18 protein-coding genes are annotated in these 16,403 nt (G+C 37.7%); 5 read left to right on the plus strand and 13 right to left on the minus strand.

Translation table 11 applies throughout. The annotated features are described in order from the left end of the window. Positions 1-4 precede the first annotated feature (4 nt). The 6 genes from AB1278_RS16205 to AB1278_RS16230 are packed head-to-tail and all read right to left on the minus strand — an operon-like array spanning position 5 to position 6,592. Complete coding sequence (locus tag AB1278_RS16205; RefSeq protein ID WP_429815675.1) at positions 5-655, minus strand: class I SAM-dependent methyltransferase; 651 nt, start codon at positions 653-655, stop codon at positions 5-7. A 2-nt stretch (positions 656-657) separates the two neighbouring features. After that, on the minus strand, positions 658-1,431 hold the full coding sequence (locus AB1278_RS16210) for a heme ABC transporter ATP-binding protein (protein WP_411413666.1): 774 nt from the start codon (positions 1,429-1,431) through the stop codon (positions 658-660). Further along, positions 1,431-2,471 carry a FecCD family ABC transporter permease gene (locus AB1278_RS16215; protein ID WP_411413665.1) on the minus strand — a complete coding sequence of 347 codons (1,041 nt, stop codon included), beginning with the start codon at positions 2,469-2,471 and terminating at the stop codon, positions 1,431-1,433. The genes AB1278_RS16210 and AB1278_RS16215 overlap by 1 nt, the downstream gene beginning before the upstream one ends. Continuing rightward, a complete protein-coding gene (locus AB1278_RS16220) occupies positions 2,455-3,333 on the minus strand; it encodes a heme/hemin ABC transporter substrate-binding protein (protein ID WP_202844117.1) in 879 nt (292 codons plus the stop codon). Before AB1278_RS16220 ends, AB1278_RS16215 begins: the two co-directional genes overlap by 17 nt. Before the next feature lie 21 nt (positions 3,334-3,354). Then, a complete protein-coding gene (locus tag AB1278_RS16225; RefSeq protein ID WP_429815680.1) occupies positions 3,355-4,470 on the minus strand; it encodes an HmuY family protein in 1,116 nt (371 codons plus the stop codon). Between the two features lie 16 nt (positions 4,471-4,486). Further along, positions 4,487-6,592: a TonB-dependent receptor plug domain-containing protein gene (locus AB1278_RS16230; protein ID WP_429815683.1), complete on the minus strand. Its 2,106-nt coding sequence runs from the start codon at positions 6,590-6,592 to the stop codon at positions 4,487-4,489. Between the two features lie 95 nt (positions 6,593-6,687). Between AB1278_RS16230 and AB1278_RS16235 the strand changes: the two genes are divergently transcribed. Together AB1278_RS16235 and AB1278_RS16240 are read left to right on the plus strand one after the other, a co-directional pair. Continuing rightward, positions 6,688-7,494 carry a choice-of-anchor J domain-containing protein gene (locus AB1278_RS16235; RefSeq protein ID WP_429815686.1) on the plus strand — a complete coding sequence of 269 codons (807 nt, stop codon included), beginning with the start codon at positions 6,688-6,690 and terminating at the stop codon, positions 7,492-7,494. Positions 7,495-7,688: 194 nt separating this feature from the next. Next, a complete protein-coding gene (locus AB1278_RS16240; RefSeq protein WP_429815689.1) occupies positions 7,689-8,981 on the plus strand; it encodes a T9SS type A sorting domain-containing protein in 1,293 nt (430 codons plus the stop codon). 172 nt (positions 8,982-9,153) lie between these two features. Here the strand turns inward: AB1278_RS16240 and AB1278_RS16245 are convergent, their stop codons facing one another. From AB1278_RS16245 to AB1278_RS16260, 4 genes are all read right to left on the minus strand, one after another. Next, positions 9,154-9,444 carry a putative quinol monooxygenase gene (locus AB1278_RS16245; protein WP_047376912.1) on the minus strand — a complete coding sequence of 97 codons (291 nt, stop codon included), beginning with the start codon at positions 9,442-9,444 and terminating at the stop codon, positions 9,154-9,156. 88 nt (positions 9,445-9,532) lie between these two features. Next, positions 9,533-10,420 carry a sulfite exporter TauE/SafE family protein gene (locus tag AB1278_RS16250; protein WP_411413659.1) on the minus strand — a complete coding sequence of 296 codons (888 nt, stop codon included), beginning with the start codon at positions 10,418-10,420 and terminating at the stop codon, positions 9,533-9,535. 1 nt (position 10,421) lies between these two features. Next, the gene (locus AB1278_RS16255; RefSeq protein WP_110009453.1) at positions 10,422-10,613 is read right to left on the minus strand and encodes a hypothetical protein; all 192 of its coding nucleotides are present in this window, start codon (positions 10,611-10,613) and stop codon (positions 10,422-10,424) included. Positions 10,614-10,702: 89 nt separating this feature from the next. Continuing rightward, the gene (locus tag AB1278_RS16260) at positions 10,703-11,110 is read right to left on the minus strand and encodes an RrF2 family transcriptional regulator (protein ID WP_110009454.1); all 408 of its coding nucleotides are present in this window, start codon (positions 11,108-11,110) and stop codon (positions 10,703-10,705) included. 153 nt (positions 11,111-11,263) lie between these two features. Here AB1278_RS16260 and AB1278_RS16265 point away from each other — a divergent pair, with 153 nt between their 5' ends. The 3 genes from AB1278_RS16265 to AB1278_RS16275 all read left to right on the plus strand — a co-directional run bounded on the left by AB1278_RS16265 (position 11,264) and on the right by AB1278_RS16275 (position 13,299). After that, on the plus strand, positions 11,264-11,692 hold the full coding sequence (locus AB1278_RS16265; RefSeq protein WP_429815694.1) for a DUF4268 domain-containing protein: 429 nt from the start codon (positions 11,264-11,266) through the stop codon (positions 11,690-11,692). A 111-nt stretch (positions 11,693-11,803) separates the two neighbouring features. Beyond that, positions 11,804-12,442, plus strand: coding sequence for a hypothetical protein (locus AB1278_RS16270; protein ID WP_110009456.1), 639 nt, complete (start codon positions 11,804-11,806; stop codon positions 12,440-12,442). Between the two features lie 38 nt (positions 12,443-12,480). Further along, positions 12,481-13,299 carry a DUF2314 domain-containing protein gene (locus AB1278_RS16275; RefSeq protein WP_429815697.1) on the plus strand — a complete coding sequence of 273 codons (819 nt, stop codon included), beginning with the start codon at positions 12,481-12,483 and terminating at the stop codon, positions 13,297-13,299. An 84-nt stretch (positions 13,300-13,383) separates the two neighbouring features. Here AB1278_RS16275 and gldG read toward each other — a convergent pair whose 3' ends face one another. From gldG to AB1278_RS16290, 3 genes are read right to left on the minus strand one after another with little or no spacing between them, the layout of a single operon-like run. Then, positions 13,384-15,054 (minus strand): gliding motility-associated ABC transporter substrate-binding protein GldG, encoded by a 1,671-nt coding sequence (gldG, locus tag AB1278_RS16280; protein WP_343640309.1) that lies wholly within the window; start codon positions 15,052-15,054, stop codon positions 13,384-13,386. 4 nt (positions 15,055-15,058) lie between these two features. Beyond that, positions 15,059-15,787: an ABC transporter permease gene (locus AB1278_RS16285; RefSeq protein ID WP_137906051.1), complete on the minus strand. Its 729-nt coding sequence runs from the start codon at positions 15,785-15,787 to the stop codon at positions 15,059-15,061. Between the two features lie 59 nt (positions 15,788-15,846). Continuing rightward, a complete protein-coding gene (locus tag AB1278_RS16290) occupies positions 15,847-16,398 on the minus strand; it encodes a CopD family protein (RefSeq protein WP_429815701.1) in 552 nt (183 codons plus the stop codon). Positions 16,399-16,403: the final 5 nt, after the last annotated feature.

A 16,403-nucleotide genomic window follows, 5' to 3' on the forward strand; every position in this document is an offset into this window, starting at 1 on the left:
TACTTTACTTTTTTATGGTTAAAATTGTATAAATTCTTCGTATGGTTTCGTTTCCTGTTTTACTTTTTATTTCTTCTTCTCTTTCAGAAGTTTTCATTCTCTTAAAGCGGCTTTTAGAAATCATTTCTTCCATTTCACTGTTGCTGTACAGAGTGAAATCGTACTCTGTAAATGGAAGCTTTTCCATGAATTCTTTTTGTCCGAATGTAAGAACAAATGTTCCGTCATCTTTTAAAACCCTATAGATTTCGTTTAAGAATTCCACGGGATTTTCCCAGAAGTATACGGTATTGACTGTAAATATTTTATCAAAAGTTTCATCTTTGAAAGGAAGCTTCTTCCCTTCGTATAAAACAAATTCCGTCTGGCTTTCAAATTCTTTATTGAGCCTTTTGGCTTCATTGTACTTGGTTTCAGAAATGTCAATCCCTGTGTATTTCAGGTTTTTGGCAAGGCTCATGATACTTTTCAGGTGTGCGGCATTCCCGTGTCCTATTTCAAGGATTTGCTGGCCGTCATCAATCACAAGTGTTTTGATACTTTCTAACGTCATGCTGATGTTAGTGGCATTCATCATTTCACCAATCTCAATGCCTTTTTCACCCTGAGGATTGGCAAGATTCTGTGCAAGGATTTTGAGTTCTTCTTTTTCCATGGTTATCCAAAAATGATCATTGGGTTATTCGTAATAGGGTGTCCGCAGATGGTACAGGGGAAGTTATAGGCATTGCTGATATTTTCTTCAGTAAAAACTTCCTGTGGGGTTCCATAGGCAGAGACTTGTCCTGATTTCATTAATAAAATCTTATCTGCAAACTGTGCAGCAAGGTTCAAATCATGCAAAACAACAATAGCACTGTTGGCTTTTTTGGTGAAATTTTTGATAATTTCCAATGCTTTGTACTGATGTTTTATATCTAAATTATTCAATGGTTCGTCCAGAAAAACCAGTTTATGGGCAATTTCATTTTCAAGCTGAGCCATTACTCTTGATAGATGTACACGCTGTTTTTCTCCTCCTGAAAGGGTGTTGTATTCTCTTTCTTTGAGATGAAAAATATCGGTTTCGTACATCATATTATTCATCGCCTCAAGATCTTCTTTTCCGGGCTGGGCATCAAAATAAGGATACCTTCCCATCATGATCACATCCTTCACTTCAAGCGGAATATCATTGCTGTTATGCTGCGAGAACTTGGCTTTGTGTTTTGAAAGTTCCCGGATATTCCATTCTCTGATGGGTTTATCTTTAAACAGAACCTTGTTATGGCCGGACTTCACTTCATCTGCCAATACACTCAAAAGACTTGACTTCCCTGCTCCGTTCGGTCCCACAATGGCCAGAAATTCGCCGTATTCCAGAGATACATCTACCCCGTCCAGAATCCGGAATTCTTTATGTTGATAATTAATCTGATGTGCCTTGATCATTACAGTGATTTTTTAAATTTAACCAAAATAGCGATAAAAATAGGTCCTCCCATTAAGGCTGTTAAAATCCCTATCGGCAGTTCTGACGGTGCCACAATACTTCTGCTGAAGGTATCTGCCGTTAATAACAAAATGCTTCCGCACATTGCCGATAATGGCAAAATAAAAACATAATTGGATTTGAATAAAAGCCTTAAAATATAAGGTACAATAAGCCCTACAAAACCAATTGTTCCTGAAAATGCCACGCAGGTTCCCACCATTAATGCCACGGTGATGATGATCTGTTTTTTCAGTCTTTCCACATTGATCCCCAGATGCTGTGCATCTTTTTCTCCCAGCATCATTGCATTTAAGGCTTTTCCTTTGGGTAATAAAATGATGTAGGCGATGGTGATCACAATGGCGAGAATGATATTCTTCGTCCATGTTGCTGCGGCCAGGCTTCCCAGGTTCCAGAAAGTAAGATCTCTGAGCTGTTCATCTTTTGAGATATAGATCAAAAATCCGGTTATCGAAAACCCGATAGCCGTTATGGCAACTCCGGTAAGCAGCATCATCACTACATTGGTTTTCCCTCCGCTTGTTGAAATTCTGTAGACCAGCATCATGGATAAAAAAGAACCGATAAAAGCGGCTATTCCTACCAGTGAAAATTGTACAGCTTCAGGAAGATATTCTTTGAAATGTCCTCCTAAAACAATCGCAATAGCTGCCAGCAATGTTGCTCCTGATGTAAGTCCTATTAAATCTCCCGTTGCCAGAGGATTCTTGAAAAGTCCCTGAAGACTTGTTCCTGAAACCGACAACATACTTCCTATTAAAATGGCCATGATAATTCTGGCGGCTCTTACGTCCCAGATCACATATTTATCACTGAGTGACAAACCGGAATCTCCTTTTATAAATTGCCACAGAGCCCTGAACGGAGAGTTTTCTCCGAAATCATAGACTCCTGTATTAAGTGACAGCACTGCTATAATGACAAGCAGTACCGCACTTATAACAAGATAAAAGTATAGTTTACTTGGTGCTTTCAATTAAAAGTTTGTTTAATCCTACTGCTGCTTCTCCTACTCTTGGTCCAAAACCCGATACCAAACCTCCGTCCATTGCAATGATTTTCTTGTTTTTACCTGCATTAGTCTGAGATACTCCCGGCATTTTTAGCGCACCTTCGTTTCCTCCTGCTCCCTGTAAACCGGTTTCAAAGAAGAATAATACATCAGGATTAGCTTTTACAACGGCTTCCGGTGTCAATGGTTTGAAATCTTCAAAATCAGTCACTGCATTTTCTCCTCCTGCAAGAGTGATCAATGAAGCCATTGGGGTATTTTTACCACTCACCATCAGCATATTTCCTCTTGCGTAGATGAACAATACCTTGGGCTTTTTAGCAATAGGCTGTACTTGCTTTAAGTCAGCATCAATTTTATCGTTTAGTTTCTGATAATCTGTATTTCCGATCGCTTTTGCTACCTGTTCGATCAGTTTTTTAGTTCCTTCAACCGTATATTCCTGTTTAAAAACTTCGGTTTGAATCCCTGAGGATTTGATTTTCCCCATTAATTCCGGGTTGATATCTTTATCAGAAGCAAGAATCAATGTTGGGTTTACAGCCATGATCGGTTCAATTGTCATTGATCTCATGTGTCCTAAATCTTTCGCTGTAGCTTTTAATGAGGCAGGATAGGTACTGGTAACATCAGTTCCCACTATTTCTTTCTCGTGGCCTAAAGCAGCTACGATTTCAGTAATTCCTCCGTTTAATGTTACTATTTTATTGTTGGTTTTGGGTGCTTCTGAAATGGCTTCTGTTGTATTTTCTTTTGCTCCTGTCTCTGCTTTTTTGCAAGAATATACTGCTACAAGAACAGAAGCTGCAAGGATGAATTTTTTCATGATATACTATTATTTGATTATTTATAAAGGTTCGAATTCAAAATTGGTGTATCCTCTTTCTCCTTTTGTATTTTTCATGGTATTGAATCTCAGCTTGAAATAAAAGCCTTCAGCATCTTTCAATACAAAAAAACGGTCTGCATACACAAAAGGAACAGGATTGGATGCTGTACCGGTAGTGGTTCTCCATTTATCGCCGATAGCCCTCTGGTCATTGAAAACAAATTTTGAAGACTCTACATCTTTTAGTTTAAATGCATTGTAAGCAGCATCAAGATTTCCTGTAACTGTTACCTGGTAAGCACCTACTCCATTCAGGGTATTGGTTGCTACAAAATCAGCATAAAAATAGCTTCCCGCACTGGTTGTAGGTCCCATGAACACTTCATTGGTAAATGTTGTGAATGCCAGATCCCATTTCTTTTTCTTAGGCTGAATTTTTACCGGAGTTCCTGTTTTAAGGTTAAAGAATGAGAAGTTGTATTCTGTATCTTTGGTAATAAGATATTCTTTGATATCCGTTCCTGTTGCATTCACATCGGCATAACGGATTTTATAGCCATTCTGCGCTCTCAGGATCTGAATTTTTTTCCATCCTCTCGGATCACCGGACAATGAAACGGAACCAGCTCCGATATTGGCAGAAGAAGGTATTTCTCTTCCCAGATTGATCAGATACACTGGGTTATCAGCATCATTTTCATGGATGGCATCAATTCCTGAAGTCTGATTTAAGAAGTCTCCGTTCGGATTGTCAACATACTTCATGTTGGCAGCATCAAATGTTCCTACCTGGGCAATATCTTTTAAACTTAAAATATCAGTTTCCTTTACTTTACTGATGTCTGAAGCGTTGGGTATTTTGATTACCGTCATCGCAAGAGATCCGTTCATAATCACTCTGTAGGCATCGCCACTGTAAAAACCAAGATCCCAGTCTGTCCTGCTGTTGACCGCCGGATTGGTGTAGTCACTTAAATCGATCCAAACCTGGTTAGGTTCTGTGGGGCCGCCAATTGGCACACTTACTTCAGATCCCGTCATAGGCGGAACCGGAACCGGATCTTCGTCTGCAGAAAGACAAGACTGTGTGGTTGCCATGATGGAAAGAACAGATATTATTTTTAAATACTTCATAATCTTAACTTATTATTTAAAATTGAAACATTAATCGGGCAAAATAGCTTCTGCCATAATATAAATTAACAAACCCGTTCGCAGCTGTATGAGCTGAACCGGCTACTGCCGTAGAGTTTAACCTTGTGACATCAAATATATTTTTCACTCCTGCAGAAATTTCAAAATGTTTCTTCCAGAAAGGCTGGCTTACGATGAAATCCATCATATGGAAACTATCTATTTTTCCAAGGCGGAAGTCATTAGCTCCATCGGACACATAAATTCTGTCCGGACCTGTGAATTTGTAGTAAAGGGCAAAATTAGTGTCGGTACTTTTCAGTTTGTAATTTGCTGAAGCGCCTGCCTGTACCAGATACTGAAAGTCTGTTGGGGAAGAAGATTTCAAATCAATCATCGATACGGATGTTCCGTTTACTGATCCTCTTAAAGACAGGGCAAACTGATCTTTTCTGAAATCTACATTAGCGGAGAATAGTAGATTTTTATAGGTATTAAGGTTCATATATTTATAGGTGGAAGGCTCCTTTACCATTACCATTTCAATCCTGTCACGTACATCAAGGTATAATGCGTCTACTCCATAAGCGATCTTCCAGCCATTATCTGCTGAAAAGTTCTGATTCCAGAAAAGTCCTGCAGAGAATCCTTTTTCAGGATTCAAGTCCGGATTTCCCTGTACATCATGATTAAGATTCACAAAATAGGTATACAACTCGTCATATTTTGGGAAGCGGTTAGCCGATCCCACCACTGCTCTAAGATTTGAATTCTCAGAGGTTTTATATCTTGCTGATAAAGAGTAGTTGTATTGATTATTAAAGTTTTCGCTAAGGGAAAGTCTTACTCCCGGTCTTAAAGAGAATTTGTCTGACACATTCCATTCTGCAGAAAGGAAATTGGAATAGGTGAAGATCTTTCTTTTTACCGCTTCACCAAAGAAATCTCCGGCAATTAAAGCAGCATAGCCATTGGTATAGTCTAATTCATATCCTAACTGGAAATCAAAAACTTTGCTGTCGAGGAAGTTGCTGAACATTCCTCTGGAGTAGATGACATCGGTCTTATAATAAGATTTTTCTTCCTGGCGGCTTTTGATTTGTCTGTTCGGGATATCGTAATTATAATCGTAGTATTTCCTGTCCTGGTTCTGATACGAGAAATCGCCCATGTACCGGATATGTCCAAGATTAGTCTGAATATTGAACTGGTGAATCCATCGGTCGGTATTATATCTTCTGTCTCTGCTTTCATACGAAACACCGCCCAAACCATCATTAAGAGGATTTCTGTTGACCTCCGGATTGTAGAAGTTGAATTTTTCATTCAGATAAGACAGTTTGTAAAAGAATGTCGTTTTATTTTTGGTATATCTTAATAAAGCAGACGCATCATACTGATCTTTCGGGTTCCATTCATACCCTCTCTGGTTATCCTGCCCGAAATATTTGTAGCCTTTGCTTTCCCCTTCATATCCCATAAACTGGTTATGGTTGAAATTGATGCTGGCAAACCATTCATTGCTGATATTATAATCTACATTAAGGTTCTGAATATGCCTTCCGTTTCCTCTTTTCTTAAGATCATAGTTGTCCCTTACTGTTTCTTCCTGTATCGAACCTCTAACACTGATCTTTTTTGTACTGTTTTTCTTGGTAATAATGTTGATAACCCCGGCAACGGCACCATTTCCATATTCAACCCCCATACTTCCTTTTACAATTTCTATTCTTTCGATATTGCTTAGAGTAATTTTGGTAAGGTCTATATTACTTCCCAGTCCTGTATCCCCTACTACCGGTATATTGTCTATAAGGATTTTCACATAGTCTCCGTTAAGTCCCATGATGTTGGCGGTGGAATTTCCTGAACGCGTATCCGGAGTGATCTGTATATTCAGACTTTGATTCAGAACCTCGGCAACATTCGTTGCTGCCATATTTTTGATCTGTTCTGCATCAATAACATCAACCTTATATATCGATTTGTTAATGGACTGCTGCATGTACTGTCCTGTAATAACAACTTCTTCAATTTTCTTTTGATTAAGAGAATCCTTTTCTTGTGCATTCATCCATAGAGCCACGGATAATGATAGAACGGAAAGCACTTTCTTCTTCATAAGGGTACAAATTTTCAGCAAATATAAAACTTTATTTAGACTCATTAAAAATAATTATATATTTTTGTGGAATAATTCTAAATAAAAATAATCTCATGAAATTACAATTACTTTTAGGAGCTCTGATGTTTACAGCCTTAACGGCGAATGCTCAGGTATCTAACATCAATGAAAATTTCAACAATTTTACCGCTGGGAACACTACTTTCCCTCAGTTTGGATGGTCTGCCATCGTTGCACCAATAACCGGTGAGTTTCCTCCTGTACCTCCAAGAATGATTGTAGCAGGAGATTCCAACAGATTCGTTCAGTCGTATGCAGGAAACAATTCAACAGGTTCTTCTTATCTTATTACGCCGCAGATTGAGACTCCAACAGGAAATAAAACTTTGACTTTTGATACTACCCTGGTATCTCCATCTCCTGGTCCGGGAAGCATTCAGATAGGAGTAGCCTCCAACCCTGCAGACATGTCAACATTCGTTCCTGTAGGAAATCCTATTAATGTATCGGTTATTGGTACAGTTCAGAATATCAGTGTTAATATTCCGGCATCCACAGGTTCATACATTGTATTTAAGTTCACTCCCACTGCTACTCACGTAGCAATCCAGGTGGATAATGTAGTGTATAACACGACCGCCTCTTTAGGCGTATCAGACAATAATAAATCGACAGAAAATTTCAGATTTGCCTTAAATTCTGATCAGTCGGCATTAGAATTCATCGTGAAGAAAGATCCTAAGAACATCCAGATCTATTCTGCCGCAGGCAGCAAAGTAGCTGAAGGAAAACTCAATGGAAGAAGTTTTGACATCAATATCCTTCAGACGGGTGTTTATTATATGAATATTGAAACAGCAGAAGGAAAATTCATTCAATCAAAATTCATCAAAAAATAAGGTTTATTAGACTATTATTGGCCTTTTTAAAGCCGACAGGAGTGATCCTGCCGGCTTTTCTATGTCCGATTTTCTCTGTTTATCATAAGGATTAAAATAAAAACACGATAAAAATCATGTTTTTATTTAGAATGATTAAAAATAATTATATACTTTTGTGGAATCATTCTAAATAAGGATTTAAAAAATAAATTATGAAAACAAAACTATTATTGGCTTCAGTACTGGCAATGTCTGTTCAGCAGACTGTTTTGGCGCAGACTGACGCGTTGGGATACTCACAGGTAAATATGACCATGGGAAGCGGATACCAAAACCGCGTGTTTGTAAACCTTGCAGATGGTAATATGGTTTCTCAGCCAGCCAATACGTGGGATATTGCTTTTTATAGAAATTCAAACTATGCATTCGGATCAAGAGTCAATGATGCTAAAGATATTGAAGTATTCACTGCATCAACCAACTTAGCAGACTGGGATAACATCAGCATCAGCAATGAAGCTTCATGGGGCGATCCTCTTTATAATCCGGACCAGACCACTGACTGGAGCCAGGGCGCTTTTGAACAGGGACCTGTGACTTCTCCAAACCCTAATATCCCTTCTACAGGATGGGGTGTTTACAACCCGGTAAACCACCATATTCAGGGGAAAGCTATTTTTGTTTTAAAATATGCTTCAGGAACTTATATCAAGTTTGCCATTGAAGATGCTTTTGCAGGATATACCTTCAAGTATTCAAAATGGAACGGGACTTCATGGGGAGCTACAGAAACCAGAACCATCGCCAACGGAACAGATGATTCATATTTCAACTATTTCTCATTTGATACCGGAGAAAAAGTTCCCAACCTTGAGCCTTCCAGAACGGCATGGGATTTCGTATTCACCAAATATTATACGTTCTATATGGGTGTGCAGATGTACCCGCTTTCAGGAGCCATTCAAAGCCCGAACATAAAAGTGGCAATGGTTCAGCCTGAAACCCAGCAAACAGCATCCTATGCAATTCCTGCTAATGCAAGTTTCTCATCTGCTATCACTACGGTAGGACACTCATGGAAAGGGATCGGGACGGTGAAAAATGATGTGGTATACTACGTCAAAAAAGGAAATGATTACTACAGAATGTACTTCACAACCAATGGTGGTGCCAGTACAGGAAATATGTATTTTAAATACAAAAAGATCACGGAAACGTTAGGAATTACCGAAGTAGGAAAAAAAGCATCATTCGGTATTTATCCTAATCCAACTACGGCGGATAAAAAAGTAACGGTTCTTTTTGATGTTAAAGAAAAAACAGGTAATAAGGGAAATGTAGAGGTCTATGACCAGACCGGGAAAAAGGTATATTCAGATGAACTTACCAACCAGGCAGGATTCTACAAGCAGGACCTGAACCTTTCTACACTTCCATCAGGAAATTACCTTGTAAAAATTACTTACGGTGGTCAGTCGGAGACGAAAAAGCTTATCGTGAAATAAACTTTCTATTTTAATACTTTCTATTTTTTCTAATAAAAAGGCGGTTTCAGATTATTGAAACCGCCTTTTATTTTTTCTTCATTAAAGAACTTAAAAATATATAAAACAAATAGTTATATAAGATTCTTCTTTAAATCATTAAATTTTTAAATCTTTAAACCCTTCAATACCATTAATATATTTTAAATCCTTTATAAACCTCTGCTGAGCTCTCCATAATTTTGGAAGCATCTTTACGGAAATCTAAAAGGTGATCCTGCCCATTATGCCTGTTGTGATGCTCAACACTTTCCCAAAGCTCGATCAGGAAGAAAGTTCCTTTATTATCTTTATCTTCAATAAGATCGTACTGCAGACAGCCTTCTTCTTTTCTTGTTTCTTTCACAAGGTTCTGAAACAGCTCTACAGCGTCCATCAGATAATTTTCATTAAACTTAAAAAGTGCAATGATATGTAAATTCATGTTCTAATATTTAGTGATGTAAAAGTAAAATATTTTCAAAACCGAAAACCTTTTTAACCCTTTTATTTTTCCACACCAAGTGTAATTTTTAATTAAAAACTGATTTATAAATAGTTATAGAACTCATTACAATCACCAGGGTTCCGATAATAACAAACATTTTCTTTACAGGAAGCCTGGCAGTAAGCATTGCTGAAAAAGGAGCAGTCACAATTCCTCCGATCAAAAGCCCGAGAATGATATTCCAGTGCTGGATTCCCAGGGTAAAGAAAAAGGTAACGGCAGCCGTTATGGTAAGAATAAATTTGGCCACGGTAGAGCTTCCTACGGCAAATCTTGGGGTGAAAGCATTTTTAATCAATGTTCCGGTTACCAAAGGTCCCCAGCCTCCTCCTGCAAAGGAATCTATAAAGCCTCCTATCACACCCAGCCTGGTCAGATTGGTTTTTCTTTTCAGGGCTTTACTCTGCTTTTTCTTAAATGCATTTGACAGGATTTGAAATCCAAGGTATAAAGTGTAAAAAGCAATGAGTGTTTTGGTGATTTTCGCATAATACTCTCCCAGATAAGTAAGACTGACAGCTCCGATAATTGCTCCTATCACAGCCGGAATAGCTAGCTTTTTCACCAAACTTTTGCTTACATTTTTCAGTTTAATGTGACTGAGGCTTCCCGCAGCAGTGGTGAAACTTTCTGCAGAATGAATACTTGCACTTACAATATGCGGCGGAATATTGAGGAGCATAAGGGTTGTGGTACAAATAACACCATATCCCATTCCCATGGAACCTGCCACAATTTCTGCAAAAACACCTACCAGGAGCATCCAGTAAAAAATATAGTGATCTTTGGCCAGAATGGTCTGCAGTTCTTCCAGATATCCCAGTTCATACATGGAAAAAACAGCAATGGATATAATAGCAGCCGTCACCAAAAGGACATTCAACCTTACCTGAATTTTTCTTGAAATCACCATATTAAAAAATCGTTTTGGTCTGTATTTCCTGATTATCCGTCACATTGAAAATAAGGATATTTAACGATCGTATGTTTTCTGCGCTTCTGTACAAGGAAATATTTTCAGGTATGCCATATGCAGCATCAGAATGCATTGCAGTAATGGAGCGTGTAAGCTTTTGTAATTGGTTTATCTCTTCTTTTGAAATCATAGTTTATTCATTTGAAGTAGTGCAAATATCTGATAAAATATTTATCCTACAAAAAAAGTAGACTATTAATTCAAAAAAAAAGGACCGGGTTAATCTACCAGATCCATTAAAGTTTTACTTTCCAGAATATTCAGTGAAGCATCACGAACTTCTATCAGGACATCATGAAGCCCGCAGTGATCTTCATTGCAGTCCTCACATTTTTCATAAAAGTTGAGACTTACACATGGCAGCATCGCAATAGGACCGTTGACAAGACGAATGATCTTTGCCAGTTTCACATTTTCCGGATTTTCTTTAAAAAAGTATCCTCCACCCTTTCCTTTTTTACTGTCGAGGATTTCCGCTTTTTTCAGTTCAAGAAGGATGTTTTCCAAAAACTTTAAAGGAATTTTTTTATGTTCCGCAATTTCAGAAATAAGAATCGGGCCGTCATTTCTTTTTTCTACAAGATATGACAGCGCCTTAAAAGCATATTGAGATTTTTTTGAAAGCATTAAAGCAAAAATACGAAAATTGTTTAATATTTGAAAAAGACCTGAAAAACAGGAATAACAAACGAAAAAAAATGTAGGTGTATCTATCCGTAATTTTACGGTTTTAGGTACCACAATTTTGCCTTTCTCCTATTAAATCATTATGTTTGCCATATGTTCAGCAAACAAGAAGCACAGCAATTAAAAAAAGAATTTTGGACAGCTTTCGGAAGATCATTTCCCAGAAAATGGATTCTTTATGATACCAAAATCAAGGACATGGCATTTAAGTTTTCTGCCGACAATAAAAAAGCAGAAGTTTCTCTGGATATCGAAATGAAAGATGAAATTTTCCGGAATGCCTATTATGAGAAGATCTGGTCTTTGGAGGATATATTAAAAGATTTCATCGGAGATTTTCAGAAGGAAGAATATTTCACTCTTGAAAATGGTAAGATCACCAGCAGGATATGGGTTGAAAAACATAATGTTTCCGTTTTTAATAAAAATACCTGGCAAGAAATTTTTGAATTTTTTGTGGACAAAATGGACGGTTTCGAAAGGTTTTACTACGAATATGAGGATTTTATAAAGGATATATAGAATACTTACGAAATAAATACCACTTTATACTTCAGGTTGAGATAAAAAAAGAAAACTTATCTTTGTACTACCACTTAAACTAATAGATGAAACAAACTAACATGATTAAAAATGAGAAAAGTGTACAAAAACATTTTTGGAGAAATCATCTCTAAAAGTAAAGCTGTGAAGCTAAGCGAATATCATCTGTATTATTATGAAGAAGGCTCCGATTTCCTGAAAGAAATTGAATTCATCAATGAAGACAGTGTTTACAACATCAATTATTTTCTAAGTGACGAGGAAGACGAGGCGAAGGTAGTGGATTATCTTAAAGAAAAATCTGACTTTTTTGATATTGAAAGAAAAGAAACTGCCGACGGCTATATTATTTCTACCAATACATTATATTCTTTATCCGTAGATGATCTGCCCCTCATTTCTAAAACTGTTTTCAAAACGGACGATCCTGAAAACTTTATCTGTTCACAGGTCATCGATAATGAGACTCAACAGCCACATCTTGAAAGAACCATAAAATGCTGGTATACGAATGACGAAAACGGTGAAAAATACGCAGCCATAGAATGCAGCTATCAGGAAGACGGAAAACTGGAACTGGCTGTAGATAAAACACCCGACCCGGACAATGAAGAAAACTGGATTCATTATGATTATGATACTTTCGAAGATCTTCAGGCACAGATCCCTACTGACATCAGCTATTACAAAACAGCTGCCTTACTTCCCAAACAAGCCTATCAGCAATAATCTTATATTCTTTAACACACCACATCCCCAATTATTAAATGGAAGAGAACCCAATTTTTTTTGCAGACGGAAATGACCCGGAAATGATTAAAGCTTACAGAAAAGCTCAGGAAACCTTTAAGTATTTCTGGCGCGAACAGTCCTGGGAATACAGAAGAATCATTCCCGGACTTAATGTATCATGCGTTAAAACAGCTTTTGAAGAACAGGATGAAGAAACCGGAGAAAGCCTGGTAGAACATATGTGGATTAATGAAATATTTTTTGACGGAGATCACGTGAGAGGATATTTGATTAATGAACCCAACAGCCTTAAAAACGTGCAGGTGGGTGATTATGTGGAAATCCCTTTACAAAATATCAGTGACTGGCTTTTTGCCATCACTCCAAGTGTACAGAAACCAAAGGGACTTTCCAAGTTATTTTTATCCTCATCTTCTCCACTTCCGAAAGCTTACGGCGGATTTACCATACAGAAAATGCGTGCTGACATGTCTGATGCAGAAAGAAAGGAACACGATAATGCATGGCAGCTGGATTTCGGAGACTTTAATGATATCCTAGTGGTCAATAACCAGAAAGAAAATCCCGAAAATCTTATTGAACATCCGATGAGTAAAAATATGAAGGAAGAATTTGCAAAGTTTTTACAACAATATCCGGATGAACTTACCCAAACCGATGAAGACGGACTGACGCTTCTTCACAAAGAAACCATTGCCGGGAATCTAACCACTGTAAAGGTTGCTCTGAAAGCTGGAGCAGATAAGAATATCCCGTCTAAAAAAGGAAAAACAGCTTTGGATTATGCAAAACAGCTGAACTGGGAACACCTTATTCCTGTATTGGAAGGGTAAATTATTAATTAAGATGGTTACAACTCAATAATAAAGTTGTCAAAATAAAAATTCCGGAAGATGTTCTTCCGGAATTTTTATTTTTTATCCAAATTTCTTTTTCCTTAACCAGAAGAATAATCCTCCGATAAGGCCGATAATGGCCAATGGAAGCAGCAAGTTCAGCCACTGCCATGTGGATTTCTCTTCCGTAATTCTTTGCCTGTCAAGAAGTCTTTCTTCAATGTTTCTGTTTCTCAGTTCCATCAGATTACTGTCATCCAAAAGATAATCCAAGGCATTTCTCAGGAACTGTTCGTTTCCAAACTGTTCGTTCGTTAACAGATCTACCCCTAAAGGAAGCGGTTTTCCTTTGATCACTTTGTTTCTTCCTACATCTCCGTCCGCGATAACGATCATTTTGTTTTCCGGGCTGGATGTTTTGAATCCAGGGTACGATTTTCTTTCAATTCTCGATGCATAGGCAGAGTTGAATTTTCCTTCCAACGCAACAGCGAAGATCTTCGGTGTACTTGGTTTCTCCATTTGTCCAAGACTGTCTACGCTTGCAATTTCTTTCAGATCCACATAATTCGGAACCTGTTTCAATAAAGTTCTTTCACTGGATTCGAAAAGGACTTTTGTTTTGATATTCTTTCTTCCTCCTAAAGTATCAATAGAAGTTGGGAATTCAAATTTTACAGGGTTGATATTCTTGGTGACCGGATTATTATTTTCGGCAATTCCAAGCGGATAATAAGGCCAGGGTAAGCTTGTGTACTGAGGGTTTCCACTCACTTCTCCTGTAACCAGTCTTAACAGGGCAAACTTTTTCACGTCTTTTACCAACGCGGGATTGATTCTCAGTCCGTAATTAAAAAAGAAGTCTGTCATATTGATATCGACAGGGAAAGGCATTACTTTTTTGGATCTTGTCAGCGTATCCATTTCAGCATTTACAGCATCAATCATCCAAAGGGTTTTCCCTCCGTTCATGATGTACTGATCCAGAATTACTTTTTCATTATCTGTAAAAGCTTTTCTTGGTTTTGCAATCACCAAAGCACTCATCTGCTTTAATAGCGGAACATCTTCCAGTGAAAGTTCAGTCTGATTTTTAGGAATGATAGGTCCTGCATCATAGTTTTCCATTGCCAATTGTACAAATCCCTGGAATTCATCCGGATTCAATTCATCGTGGTTGACAAGAATCCCGATTTTCTTTCTCTTGGCAGCTGCAATATTTTTAATGTTGGAAACAAGATTGTACTCCAGTCCTTCAATCGATCTTGTCAGCTGCTGATCGGCATCAATTCCGGCCTGCTGAACCACTAAAGGAATAGAAACCCCGTCATTTCCATATTTAATCACAGCGTAAGGGAAAAGCGTGATCTGTGAGATTTTCCCGTCTTTTACATCCGGAAGAATAGACGGCTGCATTCCCATAGCCATCAAAGTGTCCTGAGACATTTTTGTTTTAATCGGATCGATAAATTTAAAATCAATCTTCGGATTAATTTTTCTGAATTCTTCCAGCATGAATTTCGTTTCGCTTTGCAGCTGTTTGAAACTTGCCGGAAAGTCACCTTCCAGATACACTTCTACCGTCAGAGGCTTTTTAACAGACTCCAGTACTTTGATGGTGTTATCAGAAAGGGTATATCTTTTTTCTTTTGTTAAGTCTAATCTGATTCCCGAATAGGTCAGGATAATAACCAAAGGAACAATTGCAATTAAGAAAATTCCCAGTGGAGATTTAGCATTGAACTTCTTCATGATTCTACTTCTTTTTGTTAATAAAATGATTAGCCAATACTAATGAAGCGCCGATGACAAGTACAAAATACGCCACATCTTTAACATCAATAAGTCCTCTTGTGAAGCCTAAGAAATGCTGATAGAAGCCAATATTCTGAAGGATAAAATCTGCACCTCCCAATAGTTTATAACTTGCCAGCTGTTCGATCCCAAAATACATAATGAAACACATGAAAACACCCAGCAGATAAGCCATAATCTGATTCTGAGAGAGAGAGGAAGCAAGAATTCCCACTGCTGAAAATGCTGCGATTAAGATTATCAGTCCGATATAGCTTCCAAAGGTCATTCCCAGGTCAATATTTCCTGCAGGAACTCCCAAAACATATACCGTATAAAGATAAATTAATGATGGAATAAGACATAAAATTCCTACAATCCATACGGAAAGGAATTTACCTGTCACCAGTTCTGAAACTTTTAACGGCTGTGAAAAAAGCCAGTTCAATGTTCCGGTTTGCTGTTCTTCCGCAAAAGTTTTCATAGAAAGGGCCGGGATGATAAACATCAACAGCCATGGAACTAATACGAAATAGCTCTGCAATGAGGCCATTCCAATCTCAAAAATATTAGAATCGTTGTCGAAAAAGAACAGAAAAAGAGTCGCTATCAAACTGAAAGCGGCAATAATCACCCATGCACTCCAGTTTCCAAAGTAACTCCAAAGTTCTTTCTTTAAAATTGCAATCATAGTTTTTTTATAAGATATAGAAGGGATGAATATATTCGGACATGCACCCTACTCTACAATTATTTGTTTTTTTTATTTTTATTAACCAGTTTCACTGTCATCATAATCAGAAATACAAGAACGAAAAATCCTGCAATTAATTGCCACCAGTATTCGATCACCATTGATTTTAAAATCACGGTAAATACGACCAGAAACAGAATGAATGTTGCAATTTCATTGGCCTGTCTCAGTTTGATATTGGCAATGGGCAGTGTACTTCCATTCAGAACTTTTAAATGAAGGACTTTTTTCCAGCACCAGTAATGGTAGATGGCAAGCCCGATCAGGAAGGTCAGTTTCAAATGAAACCACGGCATTTTCATCAGCCCGGTATTTAAAAAGATCATGACCAATCCACAAACAGCCATGATTACCCCCGCAGGAACTGTGATAATGTTCCACAGCCTTCTGGCCATAAAAGTGTACTGCTCTCTCAGAATTTTCTTTTTTTCTTCAGGAAATTCATCGGTATCTTTATAGTAAACGAAAATCCTCACGAGGTAAAAAATTCCCGCAAAGTAGCTTACCATGAAGATAATGTGCAGCGCTTTGATTATTGTATAAAGCATTTTTT

The organism is Chryseobacterium sp. NRRL B-14798 (assembly GCF_050470705.1).
In the GTDB taxonomy this organism is placed as follows: domain Bacteria; phylum Bacteroidota; class Bacteroidia; order Flavobacteriales; family Weeksellaceae; genus Chryseobacterium; species Chryseobacterium cupriresistens.

Coding starts and splice junctions, on each gene's coding strand:
- AB1278_RS16290 (WP_429815701.1), bottom strand. CDS start 16,398: ATGCTTTATACAATAATCAAAGCGCTGCACATTATCTTCATGGTAAGC.
- gldG (WP_343640309.1), bottom strand. CDS start 15,054: ATGAAGAAGTTCAATGCTAAATCTCCACTGGGAATTTTCTTAATTGCA.
- AB1278_RS16265 (WP_429815694.1), top strand. CDS start 11,264: ATGTTCAGCAAACAAGAAGCACAGCAATTAAAAAAAGAATTTTGGACA.
- AB1278_RS16210 (WP_411413666.1), bottom strand. CDS start 1,431: ATGATCAAGGCACATCAGATTAATTATCAACATAAAGAATTCCGGATT.
- AB1278_RS16230 (WP_429815683.1), bottom strand. CDS start 6,592: ATGAAGAAGAAAGTGCTTTCCGTTCTATCATTATCCGTGGCTCTATGG.
- AB1278_RS16225 (WP_429815680.1), bottom strand. CDS start 4,470: ATGAAGTATTTAAAAATAATATCTGTTCTTTCCATCATGGCAACCACA.
- AB1278_RS16245 (WP_047376912.1), bottom strand. CDS start 9,444: ATGAATTTACATATCATTGCACTTTTTAAGTTTAATGAAAATTATCTG.
- AB1278_RS16220 (WP_202844117.1), bottom strand. CDS start 3,333: ATGAAAAAATTCATCCTTGCAGCTTCTGTTCTTGTAGCAGTATATTCT.
- AB1278_RS16250 (WP_411413659.1), bottom strand. CDS start 10,420: ATGGTGATTTCAAGAAAAATTCAGGTAAGGTTGAATGTCCTTTTGGTG.
- AB1278_RS16205 (WP_429815675.1), bottom strand. CDS start 655: ATGGAAAAAGAAGAACTCAAAATCCTTGCACAGAATCTTGCCAATCCT.
- AB1278_RS16235 (WP_429815686.1), top strand. CDS start 6,688: ATGAAATTACAATTACTTTTAGGAGCTCTGATGTTTACAGCCTTAACG.
- AB1278_RS16270 (WP_110009456.1), top strand. CDS start 11,804: ATGAGAAAAGTGTACAAAAACATTTTTGGAGAAATCATCTCTAAAAGT.
- AB1278_RS16240 (WP_429815689.1), top strand. CDS start 7,689: ATGAAAACAAAACTATTATTGGCTTCAGTACTGGCAATGTCTGTTCAG.
- AB1278_RS16275 (WP_429815697.1), top strand. CDS start 12,481: ATGGAAGAGAACCCAATTTTTTTTGCAGACGGAAATGACCCGGAAATG.
- AB1278_RS16255 (WP_110009453.1), bottom strand. CDS start 10,613: ATGATTTCAAAAGAAGAGATAAACCAATTACAAAAGCTTACACGCTCC.
- AB1278_RS16285 (WP_137906051.1), bottom strand. CDS start 15,787: ATGATTGCAATTTTAAAGAAAGAACTTTGGAGTTACTTTGGAAACTGG.
- AB1278_RS16260 (WP_110009454.1), bottom strand. CDS start 11,110: ATGCTTTCAAAAAAATCTCAATATGCTTTTAAGGCGCTGTCATATCTT.